Raw genomic sequence first — 18,942 nt, 5'->3', positions numbered from 1 at the left:
GTCACGCGATCGGCCGAGTACGGGGTGCGTGCGCGTTTCGCGGGTGGTGGGCCGGGGTGATCTGTGAATCGATCACATCCACCGCACTCTCGCGAGGAGTCTTCATGCGCATCCGCGCCGTCCTCTCCGCCACCGCTCTCGCCGCCGCCATCGTCCTGGGCGGCGCCGGCTCCGCCATGGCCGGCGGCGACCACCACGAATCGCACTCCAGCCACTCCAGCCACTCCAACGGCGACGTCAAATTCGGCTCCTGTGGCCTCGGCGCCGCCATCATCGCGGGCAACCCGATCTTCGGTGAGGGCTGCCGGGCCGGCAGCTTCAACTGGATGGACGAGATGGACGAGATGAACGAGGGGAAGTAACCCGCCTCTCCGCTCCTTGAGCGGGACCGGCATGATTCCGGCCGCCACCCCCGCGGGTGACGGCCGGTTCCCGTGCGCGGCGGCGGTTGCCGCCCCGGTGGGCGACACGCTGGGCCGAAGGGGCCACCCCGAATGCGACATTGCGGGCAATAATCCGTCACAACGATCCTCTCGACATCGTCATGGACGGGGTGACATGGCCCCTGGCCGCCGCACACCGCAGGCCCAGCGGAGCCGGAACGCAGCCAACGACCGCCTGCTCCGCATCCTGCTGCGCCGCCGCAAGCACGCCCTGCGCGCCGCGGACGTCACCGTCGCCGACCGTCCCCAGGTCCGCCGCGCGGTCTCCGCCGCCGCGCTCGGCAACACGATGGAATGGTTCGACTTCGGCGTCTACGCCTATCTGGCCGGGACGTTGGGCAAGGTCTTCTTCCCCGCCAGCTCCCCCGGCGCACAGGTCGTCTCCGCGTTCGCCACCTTCGCCGCCGCCTTCCTCGTCCGGCCGCTGGGCGGGCTGGTCTTCGGGCCGCTCGGCGACCGCATCGGCCGGAAACGCGTCCTCGCCGCGACCATGATCATGATGGCGATCAGCACCTTCGCGGTGGGTTTCCTGCCCACCTACACGGCCGTCGGCTTCGCCGCGCCGCTCCTGCTGCTGGTCTGCCGCCTCGTCCAGGGGTTCTCCACGGGCGGCGAGTACGCGGGCGCCACGACGTACATCGCCGAGTACGCGCCCGACAAGCGCCGCGGTTTCCTCGGCAGCTGGCTCGACTTCGGCACCTTCGTCGGCTACTCGCTCGGCTCCGGGCTGGTCACCGTCCTCACCGCGGTCCTCGGCGACGACGGGATGACCGGCTGGGGCTGGCGGCTGCCGTTCCTGGTGGCCGGTCCGCTCGGGCTGATCGGCCTGTACATGCGGCTGCACCTGGAGGAGACGCCCGCGTTCGAGCGGGAGGCGGAGGCGGCGCGCGAGGAGGCGGAGAAGATCCGCAGCGAGGGCGGCGACGACCCCGTCGAGGTGGCCCGGCAGTCCGGCCACGGCCGGCTGAAGGAGATCTTCACCCGCCACTGGCAGGCGGTCCTCATCTGCATGGGGCTGGTGCTGCTCTACAACGTCACCAACTACATGGTCACGTCGTACCTGCCGACCTTCATGAGCGAGACGCTGCATCAGGACGCCCTCACCGCGCAGCTGCTGGTGCTCGGCACGATGATCGTGGTGGTGCTGACGATCACCACCGTCGGCCGCACCTCGGACCGCTGGGGGCGGCGGCCCGTCTTCCTGGCGGGCAGCTTCGCCCTGATCATGCTGGCGGCGCCCGCGGTGCTGCTGATCCGCGCCGGGGGCATCCTGCTGCCCGCCCTCGGCTGTCTGATCCTGGGCCTGCTGCTGGTCTGCTTCGCCGGGACCTCGGCCGCCACGCTGCCCGCGCTGTTCCCGACCCGGCTGCGGTACGGCGCGCTGTCGATCGCCTTCAACATCTCCGTCTCGCTCTTCGGCGGGACGACGCCGCTGTTCGCCTCCGCCCTCGTCCAGGCGACCGGCGACACGATGGTCCCGGCGTACTACCTGATGGTGGCGGGCGTGATCGGTCTGGTGGCGACGTTCTTCCTGCACGAGACGGCGGGCAAGCCGCTGCGCGGCTCCGGACCGATGGTGGAGACGACGGAGCAGGCGCGCCAACTCGTCGCCCGCAGCCGCACCCAGGCCGGGCGCCGCGCCCGCGACCTCTGGATCCGGCTGCGCCACCCCTGGGCACACTGACCGCACGGCGGTGCCCCGCCCTCCCGGCGACGGGGAGCGGGGCACGGGTGCGGGTGCCGGGCATCCCCGGCAACGGTCCCGGCCGGGCGCGCTCAGTGCGCCGTCCAGCCCCCGTCCAGCGGCAGCGACGCGCCGGTGACGAACGCCGCCCCCGGTGAGCAGAGGTACGCCACCATCTCGGCGACCTCCGCCGGTTCCACCAGGCGTTTCATCGCGGACCGCACCAGCAGCACCTCCTTGAGCACCCGCTCCTCGGGGATGCCGTGCGCCTCGGCCTGGCCGGCGATCTGCCCCTCGACCAACGGGGTGCGGACATAGCCGGGGTTGACGCAGTTGGAGGTGACACCGTGCGGGGCGCCCTCCAGCGCCGCGGTCTTCGACAGGCCCTCCAGCCCGTGCTTGGCCGCGACGTACGCGGACTTGTACGGCGAGGCGCGCAGGCCGTGGACGGAGGAGATGTTGACGATGCGGCCCCACCCGGCCCCGTACATGTGCGGCAGCGCGCCGCGGATCAGCCGGAACGGCGCCTCCAGCATGACCGTGAGCACGTCGTGGAACGTCTCGGGCGGGAACTCCTCAAGGGGGCGGACGAGTTGGATGCCCGCATTGTTGACGAGGATGTCGCACCCGGCGGCGGCCCGTTCGGCCGCGTCGAGGTCGGTCAGATCGAGGGTGCGGGGGTCGACGGCGCCGGGCAGGCCACCGGGGAGGGTGTCGAGGAGGCGGGTCAGCCCCGCCTCGTCGCGGTCGACGGCGCGTACGGTCGCGCCGGCCGCGGCCAGCCGCAGGGTGCAGGCGCGTCCGATGCCGCCGGCGGCGCCGGTGACCAGCGCCGTCCGGCCGCCGAGATCGAGGGATACCTGTCCGGGTGTTCCCATCATGGTCATGGCGGCACCCTACGGGCCGGGCCGACGGACCCCGGAGGGTTCGCGCCGCCCCGGGCCCCGTCCGCGACGTCCCTTGCCGGCCCCGGCGGCGCTCACCCGGTCGGCCGCCCCGGATCGCCGTACCGCCCCGGGGCTCCTACCGTCCGAAGATGCAGTACGCCACCGACACCAGGGGGTCCGACCATGCGCCGACTGCTCACCGTGCCGACCGTGCTGCTCGCCCTCGCCGCCGCGGCGTGCTCCGGCGGCGAGCGGTCCGCGGACACCGCCGCCTCCCGCACCCGCGCGCCCGGGACGCCGGCCCCGTCCGGCAGCGCGCCGACCGTGCCGGGGCAGCCGGTGGAGTGCGGCCGGATCCGCGATGCGCTCGGCACCGCGCACGATGTGTCCCTCTACGCGGACCCGGGCGCCGACGGCACGGTGGGCTGCGGTGAGGCCCACGACGTGATGGCCGATTTCTTCCACCACGCGCCACAGGACGGCGGCGGCACCTCCGGCTCCCTCACGGTCCACGGCTGGCTCTGCCGCTACGAGGGCGGCCCCACCGGCACCTGGGTCAGCAGCTGCCGCAAGGACCGCCTGGAGATGCACACCGAGGAACCCGACGGCCCGCCCTCCGACGCGCCCGGCTCCCCCTCCGACGAACCGGGCTCCCCCTCCGACTCCCCCGACGAGTCCCAGCTCCCGCCGCTGCCGGACGACTCCAGCACGCCGGTGGACGACCCGTCGACCGAGGAGCTGTAGGCCGGGAGGCGGGTGCGGGGTGCTCAGGGCATCCCGGCCGTGCTGGCGGGGCGTACCACGCTCGGGCCGAAGCGGGCCCGGGCCCGGTCGGCGGCGGCCTCGATGCGGCGGGCCTTGTCGTCGTCGGGGCCGAAGGTCAGCTGCCGGGAGACCGCGCCCGCCTCGCACAGCTCCTCGGCGCGGAGCGTGAGGCGGCGGACCCGGGCGCGCTGCAGCCCCAGGCTCCGGTGCAGCGTATGGGCGGCCGCGCGGAGTTGGGGGCTGTGGGAGGTGGGTTCGGACAGGGTGCGGCCGCGGGTGGTGGTGGAGCGGTCGGCGTACTGGACGGTCAGGGTCAGTGTGCGGCAGGCCCGGCGTTCGTCGCGGAGCCGGGTGCCGAGGCGTTCGGCGAGGTGGGTCAGGGCGTCGCGCTGCCGGTCGGGGTCGAGTTCGTCGTGCGGGAAACGGTGCTCGGCGCCGAAGGCGGGCGGCGGGGCGCCGGGCCGGACGCGGGTGGGGTCGATGCCGTGTGCGCGCCGGTGGAGCTGCCGGCCGGCCGCCGTCCCCAGGATGCGCTGGAGGGTGAGCAGCGGGGTGGCGGCGATCCGGTCGGCGGTGGTGAGGCCGTAGGAGGCCAGGGTGCGCGCGGTCGCCGGGCCGACCCCCGGCAGTGCGGCGGCGGGCAGACCGGTGAGGAACGCGGTGACGGCCTGCGGGTCGTCGGGGAGGGCGCGGATCGCGCCGGGGGCCCCGCGGTGGGCGACCAGTTGGGCGAGGAGCGGGCTGGGGCCGATGCCGACCGTCGTGTCGACGTCGAGGACGGCGGCGGCCCGCATACGGATCAGCGCCGCGAGCCCGGCGGCGTCGCGGTCGAAGTACCGCACGCTCCCGGACACATCGGCGAGCGCCGCATCGGGCGGCAGCGCCCGGACCACGGGGGTGAACTCGCCGAGGAGGTCGATGAGCTGCCGGTACGCGGCCTCGGCGCGGGCGCCCGGGAGCGGCAGGTTCCCGAAGTGCAGGTAGAGGATCATCGTCGGTCACCCCGCGCTGCCGGGACTCGCATGGTGGAAGGTCCTTCCGTCGAGGGCCGTGAGCGGGGTGCGGGCGGCCGGGGTGCCCGGTGGTTGCAGGTCGGCCCAGGGGTGGAGGGTGTCGCCGGTCGGCTGGACGAGGGTGCGGCGCGGCCCGGCCCGGTGCGCGGCGGGAGCCGGTGGGGTCTCCCCCGCTCGGGCGGAGCCGGGAGCCCGGGGAAGGGCGAGCCGGTCCGCGACGGCGGCCGGGCCGCCGCTGCGGTACAGGTCGATCAGTTCGGCCAGGTCCCAGGCGGCCGTGCCGGTGATGCTGACGGCGCGCGGGGGCCGGCGGGTCAGCGTGCCGCGGACCAGCAGCAGGCCGCTGTGGAAGACCGTATGGGCGCAGCGGGCGTGGCTGTCCTCGAAGAACGCCAGGTCGGACAGGCCGGTGGGGTCGTCGAGGGTGGCGAAGATGACGCGTTTGCCCGAGCGGATCGGCGGGGTCTGGGTGGCGACCTTGACGCCGGCGACCAGCACGGTGGCACCGTGCCGCAGCCGGGACAGTGCCGCTGCGGGGGTGGCCCCGATGTCGGCCAGCAGGGACCGGTGTTCCTCCAGCACATGGCGGGAGACGTCCATGCCGAGCACGTCCAGCTCCGCGGCGAGCTGCTCGGAGCCGTCCATGGCGGCCAGGCCCGTGGCCGGGGCCTCGGTGCCGTCCGGGGTGGGGCCGGTGTCGCCGCTCTCCATGGGGAGTTGGCCCGCGGCCGCGCCGTGTCCGCGGCCGGAGCGGTGCAACTCGGCGATCTTCAGCAGGAGTTCGCGGCGCGGGCCGAAGGCGTCCATCGCCCCGACCTGCGCCAGCCGTTCGGCCAGCGGGCGGCTGGGGCGGGCGCGCTGCCAGAAGTCCTCCAGGGAGGCGTAGGGCTGTCCGGCGGTGAGGCGGTCGCTCTCCGCCTCGGTGATGCCGCGGACCTGCGACAGCCCGATCCGCACCCCCCATTTACCGGACACCAGTTCGACCGTGTGTGCGGCCCGGGACGCGTTGATGTCGGGCAGCAGCAGCTCCACCCCGTGCCGGCGGGCGTCCGCGGCGAGGACGCGCTTGTGGTACATCCCGGGGTCGTGGGTGAGCAGCCCGGCGAGCAGGGCCGCCATCCGGTGGGCCTTGAGCCAGCTCGACTGGTAGGCGGGGTGCGCGAAAGCCGCGGCGTGCGCCTTGGCGAAGCCGAAGCTGCCGAAGCCCGCCAGGACGTCCCACACCTCCCGCACGGCCTGGACCGGATAGCCGCGCCCGCGGGCCTGATCGGCGAACCAGGCCCGGACCCGGCCCTGCCGCTCGGGGACGGACAGGGCGCGGCGCGCCTCGTCCGCCATGCCCCGGTCGCAGCCGGTCATCGTCGCCATGATCGCGATGACCTGCTCGTGGAAGACGACCTGCCCCTCGGTCTCCCGGAGGATCGGCTTCAGGTCCGGGTGCGGGTAGCGGATCGGCCTGCGCCGGTCGCGGGCCTCGATCAGCGGAGCCACCATGTCGGCGGCCACCGGCCCGGGCCGGAACAGGCTGATGTCCAGGGCCAGATCGCCGAAGGTGCGCGGCCGCAGGTTCCGGACGAGTTCGCGCTGACCGGGGCTCTCCAGCTGGAAGGTGCCGAGCGTGTCCCCGGAAGTGATCAGGTCGTACGTGGCCGGGTCGTCCGGCGGCACCTGTGCGGGATCGTCGAGGTCGAGGTGTTCGCCGGTGACCCGTTCGATCTCGGCGACCGCGTGCGCGAGCGCGGACTGCATCCGGACGCCGATGACGTCGATCTTCGGATGTCCGGTGTCCTCGATGTCCTCCTTGTCGAACTGGGACATGGCGATGTGCTCCACGGTGGTCGGGACGACCGGGGTGCGGCGCAGCAGCCCCGCGTTGGAGACCAGCAGACCGCAGGGGTGCATGGCCGCCTCGTGCGGCAGCCCGTCCAGCGCCTCCACCAGCTCCCACAGCCGGCCGTGGTCCTCGGCGGCCACCGCGCGCAGCTCCGGCAGCTCGGCCAGGGCGGCGCGTACGTCCTTCGCCCGGATGTGCGGGAACGCCCTGGCGAGGCGGGCCGCCTCGTCGGGGGCCATGCCCCGGGCCCGCGCCACGTCCTCGATCGCGCCGCGCGCCCGGTACGTCTTGTGGACCGCGAGCGTCGCCACCCGGTCGGCGCCGAACCGCTCCCGTACCGCCTGATAGACCTCCAGGCGGCGCGCCGACTCCACGTCCAGGTCGATGTCGGGCAGCGCGGATCGCCGGGCGGACAGGAAGCGTTCCATCAGCAGACCGTGTGCCACCGGGTCGATCGGGCTGATCCCCAGGAGATGGGTGACGAGGGAGCCCACGCCCGAGCCGCGGGCGGCGACCCGGATGCCGAGGTGCCGGGCCTGCGCCGCCACCTCGGCCACGGTCAGGAAGTATCCGGCGAAGCCGTGCCCGGCGATGATCCTCAGCTCCTCCTCCAACCGGTCCCACCGCGGCGCCTCCCGGTGGTAGCCGCGGTGCAGCATGCCCGCCGCGCACCGGTCGGCGAGGGCGCGGTCGGCCGACTCGCGGGACGCACCGACCAGTTCGGGCTCGGGAAGGTTGAGCCGCCCCAGGCCGAACGCCTCGCCCGGGTCGACCACGCAGCCCGCCGCGGTCTCCTCGGTCGCCGCCAGCAACCGCCGCGCGTCGGCCCCCCGGCCGCCCGCCGCCTCGGCGATCCGGGCGGCGATCCGCTCCATCTCCCCGGCGTCCTTCAGCCACCGCTGCCCGCCGTCCAGCCGGGCCGCGTCCCGGGTGTCGACCGGCACCAGCAGCCGGGCGGAGTCCAGGATGTCGGCGACCTCACCCTGACCGGGGTCGGCGTAGCGCACGGCGTTGCTCAGCACGGCCGTCACCCGCTGCTCGGCGGCGAAGCCCGCCAGCCGGGCGGCGAGGCGCAGCGATCCGGGCCCCGTACCGGTCCGGCCGTGGCACGACACCTCCAGCCGCAGCGCCTCACCGAACCGCTCGCGCCACGGTGCGAGCAGCGCGGCGGCCCGGTCGGGACGCCCGGAGGCGAGCGCCTGCCCCACCTCGGAACCGGCCCCGAGGAGCACGCACACCTCGCCCTCGGGGCAGACCAGGTCCTCCCAGGTCAGGCCCGTGTCCGACGCCGCCGATGCCGACACCAGGCGGCACAGCTCGGCCCAGCCGCGGGCGCTGCGGGCCAGGAAGACCGCGCGGGACGGAGCCTCCGTCACGAAGGCGCCGCCCTTGACGGGGGTCCGCCGCCGTCCGGCCGGGCCGTCCCCGGGCGCCGGGGTGCCGGGCACCGCGAGGTCGGCGCCGAACAGCGGCCGGACGCCGGCCCGTGCGCACGCCTTGGCGAAGCGCACCGCGCCCGCGAGCGAGTCCCGGTCGGTCAGCGCCAGCGCGTCGAGCCCCCGCTCGGCGGCCCGCTCGGCCAGGGCGTGCGGAAGGCTGGCCCCGTAGCGCAGCGAATAGCCGCTCGCCACATGGAGATGCGTGAACGACATACACACCTCCTGGCTCCCTTGACCCCCCTCTGTGTCCTCTGCGACCCCCACGGCATCACGACCGTGGACCCACTCTAACGCACATGTTCGCACGCTCGTTCGAGTAACGGTCCGTACCGACCGATGACGGAGAGTTTCCCCGGTGCGGAGCGGCTGCCGTCCCTCCTCGCGGGCCCTACGCGAAGTCGTACACGGCGAAGTCGGTGACCCGGACGTAGCCGAGGCGCCGGTAGAGGGCGTTGCTGGTGGCGTTGGCCGGGTTCGTGAAGAGGACGACGTCCGTGGCGCCCGCGGCCAGGGCGGCGCGGCTCACCTCGGCCGTGACGGCGCCCGCGTAGCCGCGTCCCCGCAGGTGGGCCGGGGTGTACACGGGGTCCACCCGGACCATGCCGCCGACCGGCGCCGTGCAGCCGGCCAACGAGACCGGGGTGCCGTCCGGCGCCTCCCAGAACGTGAAGCGTTTGTCGGCGAAGCGTGAGGTGGCCCAGGACCCGGCGTCGACGGCCGGGGTCTCGCCGACGGCGGTGACGAACCCGTCGCACCAGCGCAGGAGCGCGTCGTGGTCCGCCGCGCCCAGGACCCGGCCCCGGCCCGCCGGACGCGGCTCCGGCGGGGTGAGCGTGCCGAGCCGGTAGAGGTGGAGCCGGCCACGGAGCGTCGGCGTCGCGCCGGTGTGCCGCTGCCAGGCGTCGGCGAACGAGGCGGCGGTGCGGTGCTCCGCGCTGACGTACGGGAGGGCGTATCCGAGCCCGGCGAGGTGGGCGGCGAGGCCGTCGGCACCTTCCGGGGTGAGGGCGGTGGGGCTCAGCCCGCGGGCCGGGAGCCGGTGGAAGGCCGCGCGGACCTCACCCGCCCGCTCCAGCCGCCCGAACACGGCGGCTCCGGCGCCGTACGCGTCCGGCCCGTCCGTCCGCAGCCGCTCGATCACCGTCAGCGGCATGGTGTGCGGGGCGGGACGGGAGCGCAGGAAGTCCCCGGCGCGGGCGAGGTGTTCGTCGACGTCGTGGGTGAGGTGCCATCCGTCGGGTCGCATACCTCATGGTTCCCCGGGCGTACGGCGGCGCGGGCGCCCTTTGCGGCGACTTGACGGGGCCGCCCCGGCGCCGCGTCCGGAGCCGGCTTCGCCGCAGCGCGTTCCCTGCCGTCCTTGCCCCGCCACGGGCGCCCGCGCCGCCCCGGTCGGCATCGGAGTGGCCGTCCGGGGCGGCCCGAGGACGTGCTCGCGCTCAAGGCGGATCTCCAGCCGGGCGGCAGCATGGCGGCCAAGGTGGAGAGCGTCGGGCACCGGCTCGCCGACCACTGACGGAGCCCCGGCCGCCGCCGAAGGCGCGGCCCTATCCGGTTGCGCCCCGCCCGGCCGTCCCGCTGAGCTACCCCCATGGACGGTGCCATCGAGCGGACGCGGCGGGCGGAGCCACGACGGGGCGGCGGCAGCGCACCGCAGCCGGCCGCCTGGCGCAGGGCGGTGGTGCTGGGGGCGCTGATGCTGGCCGCCCTCACCTTCAACACCGCGGAGAATCTGCCGATCGGGCTGCTCGGGATGGTCTCCGGGAGCCTGCGGGTGCCCCTGTCCGCGGTCGGGCTGCTGGTGACCGGGTACGGCGTGGCGGTGGCCGTGGCGTCGCTCCCGCTCGCCCACGCCCTGCGGGCGGTGCCCCGGCGCCATGTGCTCACGGGGCTGTTCGCCGTACTGATCGTGTCCAGTCTGCTGGCGGCGTCGGCCGCCTCCTACGGGCTGCTCCTCGTGGCGCGGCTGCTGACCGCGTCGGCCCAGGCGGTGTTCTGGGCCGTGATGGGGCCGGTCGCGGTGGGGCTGTTCGCGCCCGGGGTCCGTGGGCGGGTGGTCGGCGCGCTGTCCGTCGCCGGTTCGCTCGCCCTCGTGCTCGGGGTCCCCGCCGGAACCTGGCTGGGACGGCAGACCGGCTGGCGGATTCCGGTCGCCCTGCCGGCGGTTCCCGGGCTCGTCTGCCTGGTGACGATCGCCGTCCTGCTGCCGACCTCACGCCCGGACGAGGCGCCCGCCGCCTACGGGAGCCACCCCGACGCCCGCCGGTTCGGGGCCGTCCTGGCGGCCGGGGCCCTCTCCGCCACCGGCGCGTTCACGGGCTACACGTACCTCGTGACGTTCCTGGGTGAGGTCGGCGGGTTCTCCCCGGGCACGGTCGGCGGCCTGCTCGCGGCGTTCGGCGTGGCGTGCCTGGTCGGGGTGGGTGTCACCGGGGCGCTGCTGGACCGCTTCCCGCAGGCCGCGACGGGCGCCGCCGTGGCCACCCAGGCGGTCGGCATGCTCGGGCTGTACGCGGCCGGTACCCGTCCGGTGGCGGCGGTGGTGTTCCTGATGCTGACGGGCGGTGCGCTCGGGCCGGTTTTCCAGACCACCCAGAATGCCGTGCTGCGCTGCGCACCGGGGCGTACGGACCTCGCCTTCGCGGCCAACTCCGGTGCGTACAACGCCGGTATCGCGGCGGGCGCCGCGCTGGGCGGGCTGGTGCTGCCGGCGGGGGTGCGCGGCACCTTCCTCGTCGGCGGGCTGCTGACCGCGGGGGCGTGCGGGGTGCTGCTCGGGAGCGCCGCGGGGAGATCCCGGCGGCGGAAGGCCCCGCCGTCACGCCTGCCGTCCGCCGGGGGAGGCAGGAGTGACGGCAGGTGACGGCAGGGGGCGGCCCCGGCCCCATGCAAGGAATTGCTTATTTTCGAAATTCGCTGATCCAGCAGGCGGCGGGGCGCCCAGCCCGGATCGGCGCGCGGTGGGCGGGGCGCTCCCGCGCTCCCGCGCTCCCGCCGACCGGGGAGCCCCGGCCCCCGCTCCCGGCCCCGAGGGGCTGTTTCCCTTGCGTCCGGTTCAAGCCTTCACGGTATGGTCACCTCTCCTGATCACGAGCAAGTGCACTGTGATCCTCCGTGGTTGGGGCACCCGCAAGTCTTGTCACTTTCGTCTGCCCCAGCCGTATTCGGCGGCGGGGCATCCGACCGATCAAGGAGTGGCCATCCCATGACGGGCCTTCCCAGAAGGAACCTGTTCCGCGTCGCCGCCCCGGCCTTCGTGGCCGCCGGGGCCGTCCTGGCCCTCACGGCCGCGACCGTTCCCGGCCGGGCGGCGGCGTCCGCCCCGCCGGCGGACGTGCTGGCCGAGAAGATGTCCCGGTCCGTGACCGGTGAGAACGCCTGGCGCCACCTGGAGGCCCTGTCCCGGGCCACCGCGGCCAACGGCGGGCACCGGGCGGACGGTTCGCCGGGTTACGAAGCCTCCGCGCAGTACGTGACCCGTACGCTCACCGCCGCCGGTTACCAGGTCAAGCGCCAGGAGTTCTCCTTCCCCGACTACGACATCCTGTCGGAGAAGGCGTCCGTGACGGCGCCGGAGACCCGGCAGCTGAAGCCGGTCATCGCCCGCTTCTCGGTCTCCACCCCGGTGGGCGGGCTGACCGCCGGCGTCGCGGTGCCGTCGGGCAAGCCCACCGGCTGTACGGCGGACGACTACGCCGGTACGGACGTCAAGGGCAAGATCGTGCTGGTCGATGTCGACGACTGCTTCATCACGCAGAAGCAGATCGTCGCGTCGGAGGTCGGCGCCGCCGCCGTACTCATGAATGTCAACGCCCCCAATCCCGACCTCAATCTGCGCTACCGCATGGTGCCGCCGGAGGACGCCCGCATTCCGATCGCGACGCTGAGCCGGGGCGAGTCCGAGCAGCTGAAGGCGGACGTCGCCAAGGGCCCCGTCACCGTCAATGTCGACCTGCGCGGCAACAACACCACGACCAAGACCTACAACCTGCTCGCCGACACCCCGACCGGCCGTGCGGACAACACCGTGGTCATGGGCGCGCACATCGACAGCGTGGACACGACCCCCGGTATGAACGACAACGGCGCCGCCTCCGCCATGCTGCTGGAGACCGCGGTCAAGATGGCCCCGGAGTGGAAGCACCTCAAGAACCGCGTCCGGTTCGCCTGGTGGGCCGCCGAGGAGAAGGGGATCTCCGGGTCCCAGTACTACGTCGACCAGTTGAGCCCCGAGCAGCGCCGTCAGACCGCGCTCTACCTCAACCTCGAAATGATCGCCTCCCCGAACTTCGCGCGGCAGGTCTACAACGGCCGCACCTCCGACGGTCCGGGGCCGGCCGGCTCCGAGCGGATCTCCGAGCTGATCAACGGGCACTTCGCCGCCCGTAAGCTGCCGACCGTGGGACTGGACCTCGACGGGCGCTCCGACCACTCGCCCTTCGTCGAGGCCGGGATCCCGTCGGGCGGGGTCAACGCCGGAGCCGACACGGTCAAGTCCCCCGAGTGGGTGAAGCTGTTCGGCGGCAAGGCGGGCGAGATGCTCGACCCCTGCTACCACCAGGCCTGCGACACCCTGGCCAACGTCAACCGCACCATCTTCGACCAGAACGGCCGGGCGATGGCCTGGGCCGCCGGCCGCTTCGGCGTCGACACCTCCGACATCAACGGCACAGGCACCGCGGTGAAGTGACCCCTGCCGCTCCGGCTCCCGCCCGAGGCGGGCGCCGGAGCGGCGTCCCGCGGCCGGCGACGCCCGTCAGTGCTCGTCCGCCGTCGCCGGTACGGGCCGCTCGTCGGGCTCCTTCGCGGTGAGGAAGCCCATGGTGCGTACCTCGCGCAGCGCCAGCAGGCCGAGGCTGCTGGCGCCCACCAGGACGGCGGCGGCCACCAGCACCGTGGCGTTGCCGGTCGTGGCGGCGACGGGGGCGGCCAGGGAGAGGCCGAGCGGACGGGCGGCGAAGGAGAGCAGCGCGTCGTAGGAGTCGGCCCGGGCCAGGGTGTGCGGCTCGAACCGCTGCTGCATCACGGTCTGCCACACGGTGTTGAGCACACCGAGCCCCAGCATCGCCACGAAGTACGCGGCCGCGTTCACCGCGGTCGGCGCCGGCACCGCGAACGTCAGCAGGGGCAGGGCGAAGACGGCGCCGCCGAGCGAGGTGGCGACGAGCGGGCGGGAGACCGGCAGCCGCGGCGCCAGGTAGGCGCCGATCAGCATGCCGACCATGCCGCACTGATAGGTGATCACCCAGGAGGCGTCGCCGCCCAGTTCGCGGAGGGCGACGAGCGGCCCGAGCGTCATCAGGACGCCCGCGGTCAGGTTGGAGATGCCGTGGCCGATGAGGTTGGTCCAGAACCAGCGGTGGGCACGGACCACCTGCCACCCCTCGGCCAGATCCTTCAGGAAGCCGCTGTTGCCGGCCGGGCGCTCGTGCCGGGTCACCTTCAGCCCGCCCACCGTGGCCGCGGCCACGACGAACAACGCCGCGGTGAGCACGAACGACCAGCCGACGCCGATGGTGATCACCATGACGCCGACGATGCCGGGCCCGGCGACCAGGGCGATACCGCGCGCCGTACCGAGGTGGCTGTTGGCGCGGAGCCGGGCGTGGGCGGGCACCACCGCGGTCACCAGCGGTGACACCGTGGGCGTCCCGATGGCGACGGCGGCACCGGTGATCACCGACAGCAGGGAGAGGTGGGTGATGTTGACGACGCCGAGCAACAACTCGACACCGATGGCCAGTTGCACCAGGCCGCGCACCAGGTCGGCGGCGAACGCCACCCGCTGGGGCGGGAGCCGGTCGGCGAGCACCCCGCCGACCGGCAACAGCACCAGCTGCGGGATCAGCTCACAGGCCAGCACCAGACCGAGGTCGGCGGCCGAGCCGGTGGCATGGATGACCGCCAGGGTCAAGGCGGTGGGGATCAAGCACGTGGCCAGCACGGACAGCGTCCGGCCGACCAGCAAGCGCCGGAATCCGACGAGGGGAGGCGAGGGGACAACGGGGGCTTGCATGGGGTCAGGTTCCGCCATTCATGGGTGAGCGGGTGCAGACAAGGGGGTGACGGTGGGGCAGGCGGCTGTCAGCGCAGTGGTTCCGTGGCCCGCAGCGCTCCTGCCAGTTCGGCGAGCAGCTCGTCCGGAGCGTCGAGGAAGGCGTGATGGCCGCCCTCCAGGACGGTCTCGGTGTACTTCCCGGCGTCCGCGTAGGCGCTCCACTCCCCCATCTGATCGGGGCGGATCTCCTGGTCGTCGCGCCAGCCGAGCACGCGGACATCGCAGGGCAGGGTCACCGGCCGTGCGAGATGGTACTCCTGGTTGGCGGTGACATCGGCCCGCAAAACGCGCAGGCTCATCTGGATCATGTCCGGGGTGGGGGCGCCGCCCATCGCCTTGGTCAGCTCGGCGAGTTCCACCGCCAGTTCGGCGTTGCTCATCCGCAGGAAACGCCCGAAGGGGCCGACGTGCGGAGCCACCTGCGAGGAGATGAAGAGCGTCCTGGGGGTGGGCAGTCCGGAGCGTGCCAGCAGCAGCGCGGTGGCGAAGCCGGGCAGTGCGCCACCGCAGTGGCCGAAGAAGGCGAAGGGCCGGTCGAAGTGCGGCAGCAGCGCCTCGACGACCTGCTCGGCGAGCGCGTCGTACGTGCCGTAGTGGGGCTCCCGGAGGCGGTTCTCGCGGCCCGGGGGCTGGATGCGGCAGATCTCGATGTCGCCGATGCGGTCGGGCCACTTGTTGTACATCGACGCCCCGAGGCCGGAGTACGGGAAGCAGAAGAGCCGTGCCGCGCTGTCCTGCTTCGGGGGGCGCAGCAGCATCTTGTTCGGGTGACGGGCCGGGGGCATGGGCCGGCTTCCTTTCTCGGACGGTGGAGCGGGAGGAGGTGCGGCCTCAGGCCGGTACGGGGCCGTCCGCCGTGACGGCCTCGTCGAGGATCCGGTCGGCGCCGTGCCGCAGCCGCGCGGTGAGCGGCATGCTCTTGATGCCCGCGACGAAGTTGGAGGTCAGGTGCTCGACGGGGCCGGCGGGGGCGAAGGTGTCGACGGTGGCGACGATCTCTTCGAACAGCAGCCGCAGCGCGATCCGGGCCAAGGGGGCCCCGATGCAGTAGTGGGGTCCGAAGCCGAAGGCGACATGGCGGTTGGGGGAACGGGTCACGTCGAAGCGGAACGGGTCGGCGAAGACCTCCTCGTCCCGGTTGGCCGAGCCCAGCCAGGCCACGACCGCGTCCCCGGCCTTCAGTTCCTGGTCGCGCAGGGTGAGGTCCCGGGTGGTGTAGCGCATGAAGTGGTTGGCGGGGGACGCCCAGCGCAGCCCCTCCTCGACGGCGCCGGTGACCAGGGACGGATCGGCGAGCAGCCGCCGGTACTCCTGCGGGTGCTCGATCAGCGCCAGGACGGTGGCCGCGATGGCGTGCGGCGTGGTGACGTTGGCGCCCAGGAGGAGGCTGTAGCAGTTGTAGACGACCTCGTCGTGCCGCAGCTTTCTGCCGCCGGCCTCCAGCTCCGTCAGGAAGCCGATCAGGTCGTCGTCGGCGAAGCCGTGGCGGATACGCCGTTTGACCTGGCCGGAGAAGTAGGCGAACAGTTCGTGGTGGGCGGCGGCCAGGGTGCCGTCCCCCTCCGACTGGCGGTAGTCGGGGTCGTCGGGTGCGACGGCCATCGTCGTCAGATGGGTGAGCCGGGGCCAGTCGGCCTCGGGCAGCCCCATCAAGGTGCCGGTGAACGCCATCGGGAAGCCCGCGCCGGCCGCGGCGACGTCCCAGGTGCCGCCGTCCAGCAGCGGGGCGAGCATCCGGTGCACCACCCTGCGGATCCGCGGGCGGCGGGAGGTGAGGGCGCGGTGCGAGAGCACCTTGCTCATCGGCTCCCGCATGGCGGAGTGCACGGGCGGGTCGCTCGCCGCCATCATCTTGCCGCCGGCCGGGTCCGTGCCGCCCAGGATGGACAGCAGCGTGCCGCGGTGGGAGGTGAACCGCGTGTGGTCCCGCAGGACGTCGTTGACGTCGTGGTACTTGGTGACCGACCAGAACGAGCGGCCGTCGGCGAGGGTCTGCCGGTGCACCGGGGACTTCTCGCGCAGGAGCGTCCAGACGGCGTGCGGGTCGCCGGCGGCGTAGAGGGTGGGGTCGAACAGGTCCACCGTGGCCAGGTCGATGTCGGCGCCGCCGGGGCGGGGGAGGGATATCCTCATCGGTTTTCACTGTCTCCTGTTCGGATCGGTCAGCCGGCCCGCGTGCCGTCGCTCTCGCCCGAGGTCAGCAGCCCGGTGAGGTAGGCCGACAGCTCGTCGACCGTCGGGTTCTCGTAGAAGGCCACCGGTGGCACGTTCACGTCGTACTCGGCGCCGATCTCCCCGGTGATACGGGCCGCCATCAGGGAGTGGCCGCCGAGCTCGAAGAAGTCGTCGTCGACGCCGATCGGGGAGAACTCCAGGAAGTCGGCCCACAGCTCGGCGAGCCAGGCCGCCACTTCGGTGTCGGGGGCCCGGAAGTCGCTGCTCAGCTCGGGGCGCCCGGGCCTGGGCAGCGCGGCCAGCCGCGCCCGGTCCACCTTGCCGTGGGAGGTGAGCGGCAGGGCGTCGAGCCGGAGGAAGAAGGCGGGGAGCATGTAGGCGGGCAGGCTCCGGCCCAGGTGGCGGCGGAGCACGGCGGTGGGGACCGCGCCCTCGCTGACGTAGTACGCCGTCAGGGAGCGCTCCCCGCCCGGCTCCCCCTGGGTGACGACCGCCGCGTCGGCGATCTCGGGGTGGTCCCGCAGGGCGGTCTCGACCTCGCCGGGCTCGATGCGGAAGCCACGGATCTTGACCTGGTCGTCGACCCTGCCGTGGAATTCGAGCGTGCCGTCCGGGCGGCGGCGGGCCAGGTCGCCGGTGCGGTACATCCGCTCGCCCGGCACCGCCGAGAACGGGTTCGGTACGAACCGGTCGGCGGTGAGAGCGGGGTTGTTGAGGTAGCCGTGCGCCAGCCCGAGGCCCGCCGCGTACAGCTCACCGATCTCGCCGTCCGCGACGCGCTCCAGGCTCTCGTCGAGGAGATGGACGCTGGTGCCCCGCACGGGCCGTCCGATGGGGACCGGGCCGTCGGCCACGGCCCCGTCGAAGGTGTGGCAGGCGGTGAACGTGGTGTTCTCCGTGGGCCCGTAGCCGTTGATCAGGCCGGTGTGCGGCAGCTCGCGCAGCGCACGGTCGACATGCGCGGCGGAGAGCACATCGCCGCCGGCGAGCAGGTGGCGCAGCCCGGTCAGACCGTGGGTGCCCGACTCGACGACGGCGTGGAAGAGCCCGGCGGTCAGCCAGGCGACGGTGACCTCGTTCTTGGCGATGATCGCGGTGAGGTCGGCGGGGGTGAGGTCGCCGGGGGGAGCCACGACCAGACGGCAGCCGTTGAGCAGTGCGCCCCAGATTTCGAGGGTGGAGGCGTCAAAGGCGACGGGTGCGAAGTGCAGGAAGACGTCGTCGGACGATATCGACAGGAAATCGGTGTCGACCACCAGGCGTATGACGGCCTGATGGGGTACGCAGACGCCCTTCGGTTTTCCTGTCGAGCCCGAGGTGTAGGCGAGGTACGCGGTATTTTTCGGTCCCACCGGTACACCGGCCGGCGCCGTGGGAAACGACGCGAAGGGGGCGGGGGAAGCGTCGAGAAGAATCGCAGTGGGTGTTCGGGCGAGCCGCTCGGTGAACTCGGATGTGGTGATGACCGCCTTGGCGCCGGAATCCTCAAGGAGAGCGGTGTGGCGTTGTTTCGGTTGCTTGGGATCCAGCCCGAGATAGCTGCCGCCGGATTTGAGAACGGCGAGCAGGGCGACGATCAGATCTGCCGAGCGGTCCAGGCAGATTCCCACCGTGTCCTCTGCGCCGATCCCCAGTCCGCGCAGTTGATGCGCCAATTGATTGGCGCGCGATTCCAGTTCGGCGTAGGTCAGTTCCCCGTCGTGTGCGCTGATTGCCACGGCGTCCGGGGTGGCGGCCGCCTGCCGGGAAAAGAGGGAGTGCACCGACGCCGCTCCCGCAGCGCCGACCGAATCGTCCCATGCGGTTTTCGTCGACATTCTCCGTCCGTTCTCTGAGTTCTCCCACGCTGCTGCAGCAACAGCCGTGGGGCCGATGGAAGGGAAGTGCGATGCCGGGAAACGCCGGTCAGCGGACCGGAGCGGGCGGCAGCCCGTCGGGCACGGCGGTCCAGACCGCCGACGCCTTGGCGAGGAGCTGCTGTGCGGCGTCGAAGACGGCGGTGTCGACAGAGGCGGTCCGGGCGTTCGTACGCCGCAGCGCGCCGACGACGACATGGGTACGGCCCACGGCCGGCGGCCGCGTGATGACCGTGGTCATCCTGCTGAGCACCATGGGCGTGGTGACGGGGTCGCCGGTCCATCCGCCGGGGCAGTCCAGCACGCTCCAGACGAGGGCGTCGGGTATGCGGCCGCCGGCGTCGGCCTGGTCGTCCGTGGGGGTCCACAGGCAGGCGACGGTGCCCGGCCGTCCCGCCACCGGCCCGGGGGTCAGTGCGAGTCCGTCGCCGGCCGGACGCGCGTGGCCGCAGACGAAGCAGGTGGGGAAGGGGTGACCGGTGAATCCCGCGAAGCCGCGGGCCGCCCGCTCGGCCTCGGCGAGGGAGAGCGGGTCCGTCCCGGCCGGCTCACCGGCCGCCTCGGCGACCGTGGCGATGAGCTCGCCGGCCAACCGGACCTGGGACCTGCGTGCCCCCCGACGGAAATCCAGCGGAACGTCCATCGGTGGCGGGGACAGCAGTGTCACGGCCACGGGCGAACCTTCTCCGGGCCGGATCAGATCAGCAAAGAGGCCACACGCATAACCGCCTTGCGCGGAATGCGGTGGACCGTTGAACCGGGAAAGAATGGTGGTGCTCAATAAATCG

15 protein-coding genes are annotated in these 18,942 nt (G+C 73.4%); 6 read left to right on the top strand and 9 right to left on the bottom strand.

Going from position 1 to position 18,942, the window contains the following annotated elements; genetic code table 11:
• The first annotated feature begins 104 nt into the window (after positions 1–104).
• Positions 105–362, top strand: a complete 258-nt coding sequence (locus ACF1BH_RS11085) for a hypothetical protein (RefSeq protein ID WP_391642123.1) — start codon at positions 105–107, stop codon at positions 360–362.
• Positions 363–618: 256 nt separating this feature from the next.
• The gene (proP, locus tag ACF1BH_RS11080; protein ID WP_391642207.1) at positions 619–2,127 is read left to right on the top strand and encodes a glycine betaine/L-proline transporter ProP; all 1,509 of its coding nucleotides are present in this window, start codon (positions 619–621) and stop codon (positions 2,125–2,127) included.
• A 92-nt stretch (positions 2,128–2,219) separates the two neighbouring features.
• Here the strand turns inward: proP and ACF1BH_RS11075 are convergent, their stop codons facing one another.
• Complete coding sequence (locus ACF1BH_RS11075; protein WP_391642122.1) at positions 2,220–3,014, bottom strand: 3-hydroxybutyrate dehydrogenase; 795 nt, start codon at positions 3,012–3,014, stop codon at positions 2,220–2,222.
• Between the two features lie 183 nt (positions 3,015–3,197).
• On the opposite strand from ACF1BH_RS11075, the gene ACF1BH_RS11070 reads away from it, so the two are divergent.
• The gene (locus ACF1BH_RS11070) at positions 3,198–3,758 is read left to right on the top strand and encodes a hypothetical protein (RefSeq protein ID WP_391642121.1); all 561 of its coding nucleotides are present in this window, start codon (positions 3,198–3,200) and stop codon (positions 3,756–3,758) included.
• 23 nt (positions 3,759–3,781) lie between these two features.
• Here ACF1BH_RS11070 and ACF1BH_RS11065 read toward each other — a convergent pair whose 3' ends face one another.
• The 3 genes from ACF1BH_RS11065 to ACF1BH_RS11055 form a co-directional block, all read right to left on the bottom strand.
• The gene (locus ACF1BH_RS11065) at positions 3,782–4,771 is read right to left on the bottom strand and encodes a hypothetical protein (protein ID WP_391642120.1); all 990 of its coding nucleotides are present in this window, start codon (positions 4,769–4,771) and stop codon (positions 3,782–3,784) included.
• 6 nt (positions 4,772–4,777) lie between these two features.
• On the bottom strand, positions 4,778–8,278 hold the full coding sequence (locus tag ACF1BH_RS11060; protein ID WP_391642119.1) for a DNA polymerase III subunit alpha: 3,501 nt from the start codon (positions 8,276–8,278) through the stop codon (positions 4,778–4,780).
• Between the two features lie 175 nt (positions 8,279–8,453).
• The gene (locus tag ACF1BH_RS11055; RefSeq protein WP_391642118.1) at positions 8,454–9,311 is read right to left on the bottom strand and encodes a GNAT family N-acetyltransferase; all 858 of its coding nucleotides are present in this window, start codon (positions 9,309–9,311) and stop codon (positions 8,454–8,456) included.
• Positions 9,312–9,425: 114 nt separating this feature from the next.
• Here ACF1BH_RS11055 and ACF1BH_RS11050 point away from each other — a divergent pair, with 114 nt between their 5' ends.
• The 3 genes from ACF1BH_RS11050 (at position 9,426) to ACF1BH_RS11040 (ending at position 12,755) form a co-directional block, all read left to right on the top strand.
• Positions 9,426–9,581 (top strand): hypothetical protein, encoded by a 156-nt coding sequence (locus ACF1BH_RS11050; protein WP_391642117.1) that lies wholly within the window; start codon positions 9,426–9,428, stop codon positions 9,579–9,581.
• 180 nt (positions 9,582–9,761) lie between these two features.
• Complete coding sequence (locus ACF1BH_RS11045; protein WP_391642206.1) at positions 9,762–10,928, top strand: MFS transporter; 1,167 nt, start codon at positions 9,762–9,764, stop codon at positions 10,926–10,928.
• 342 nt (positions 10,929–11,270) lie between these two features.
• Positions 11,271–12,755, top strand: coding sequence for a M28 family peptidase (locus tag ACF1BH_RS11040; protein ID WP_391642116.1), 1,485 nt, complete (start codon positions 11,271–11,273; stop codon positions 12,753–12,755).
• Positions 12,756–12,821: 66 nt separating this feature from the next.
• Here the strand turns inward: ACF1BH_RS11040 and ACF1BH_RS11035 are convergent, their stop codons facing one another.
• The 5 genes from ACF1BH_RS11035 to ACF1BH_RS11015 all read right to left on the bottom strand — a co-directional run bounded on the left by ACF1BH_RS11035 (position 12,822) and on the right by ACF1BH_RS11015 (position 18,746).
• The gene (locus ACF1BH_RS11035) at positions 12,822–14,081 is read right to left on the bottom strand and encodes an MFS transporter (RefSeq protein ID WP_391642115.1); all 1,260 of its coding nucleotides are present in this window, start codon (positions 14,079–14,081) and stop codon (positions 12,822–12,824) included.
• Positions 14,082–14,149: 68 nt separating this feature from the next.
• Positions 14,150–14,908 (bottom strand): thioesterase II family protein, encoded by a 759-nt coding sequence (locus tag ACF1BH_RS11030; RefSeq protein WP_391642114.1) that lies wholly within the window; start codon positions 14,906–14,908, stop codon positions 14,150–14,152.
• Between the two features lie 46 nt (positions 14,909–14,954).
• A complete protein-coding gene (locus ACF1BH_RS11025; RefSeq protein ID WP_391642113.1) occupies positions 14,955–16,256 on the bottom strand; it encodes a cytochrome P450 in 1,302 nt (433 codons plus the stop codon).
• 29 nt (positions 16,257–16,285) lie between these two features.
• Positions 16,286–18,115 (bottom strand): amino acid adenylation domain-containing protein, encoded by a 1,830-nt coding sequence (locus tag ACF1BH_RS11020; RefSeq protein ID WP_391642112.1) that lies wholly within the window; start codon positions 18,113–18,115, stop codon positions 16,286–16,288.
• An 88-nt stretch (positions 18,116–18,203) separates the two neighbouring features.
• Entirely contained in the window at positions 18,204–18,746 is a 543-nt protein-coding gene (locus tag ACF1BH_RS11015; RefSeq protein WP_391642111.1) for a hypothetical protein, read from the bottom strand.
• Positions 18,747–18,942 lie beyond the last annotated feature (196 nt).

The organism is Streptomyces sp. NPDC014733 (genome assembly GCF_043083385.1).
Lineage (GTDB): Bacteria > Actinomycetota > Actinomycetes > Streptomycetales > Streptomycetaceae > Streptomyces.
This window is presented reverse-complemented; position numbering and strand designations above follow the sequence as displayed.

Bases quoted from the DNA above. Each gene is read 5' to 3' on its own strand.
- ACF1BH_RS11085 (WP_391642123.1), top strand. From the start codon at position 105: ATGCGCATCCGCGCCGTCCTCTCCGCCACCGCTCTCGCCGCCGCCATC.
- ACF1BH_RS11075 (WP_391642122.1), bottom strand. From the start codon at position 3,014: ATGACCATGATGGGAACACCCGGACAGGTATCCCTCGATCTCGGCGGC.
- ACF1BH_RS11070 (WP_391642121.1), top strand. From the start codon at position 3,198: ATGCGCCGACTGCTCACCGTGCCGACCGTGCTGCTCGCCCTCGCCGCC.
- ACF1BH_RS11065 (WP_391642120.1), bottom strand. From the start codon at position 4,771: ATGATCCTCTACCTGCACTTCGGGAACCTGCCGCTCCCGGGCGCCCGC.
- ACF1BH_RS11060 (WP_391642119.1), bottom strand. From the start codon at position 8,278: ATGTCGTTCACGCATCTCCATGTGGCGAGCGGCTATTCGCTGCGCTAC.
- ACF1BH_RS11055 (WP_391642118.1), bottom strand. From the start codon at position 9,311: ATGCGACCCGACGGATGGCACCTCACCCACGACGTCGACGAACACCTC.
- ACF1BH_RS11045 (WP_391642206.1), top strand. From the start codon at position 9,762: ATGCTGGCCGCCCTCACCTTCAACACCGCGGAGAATCTGCCGATCGGG.
- ACF1BH_RS11040 (WP_391642116.1), top strand. From the start codon at position 11,271: ATGACGGGCCTTCCCAGAAGGAACCTGTTCCGCGTCGCCGCCCCGGCC.
- ACF1BH_RS11035 (WP_391642115.1), bottom strand. From the start codon at position 14,081: ATGCAAGCCCCCGTTGTCCCCTCGCCTCCCCTCGTCGGATTCCGGCGC.
- ACF1BH_RS11030 (WP_391642114.1), bottom strand. From the start codon at position 14,908: ATGCCCCCGGCCCGTCACCCGAACAAGATGCTGCTGCGCCCCCCGAAG.
- ACF1BH_RS11025 (WP_391642113.1), bottom strand. From the start codon at position 16,256: ATGAGGATATCCCTCCCCCGCCCCGGCGGCGCCGACATCGACCTGGCC.
- ACF1BH_RS11020 (WP_391642112.1), bottom strand. From the start codon at position 18,115: ATGTCGACGAAAACCGCATGGGACGATTCGGTCGGCGCTGCGGGAGCG.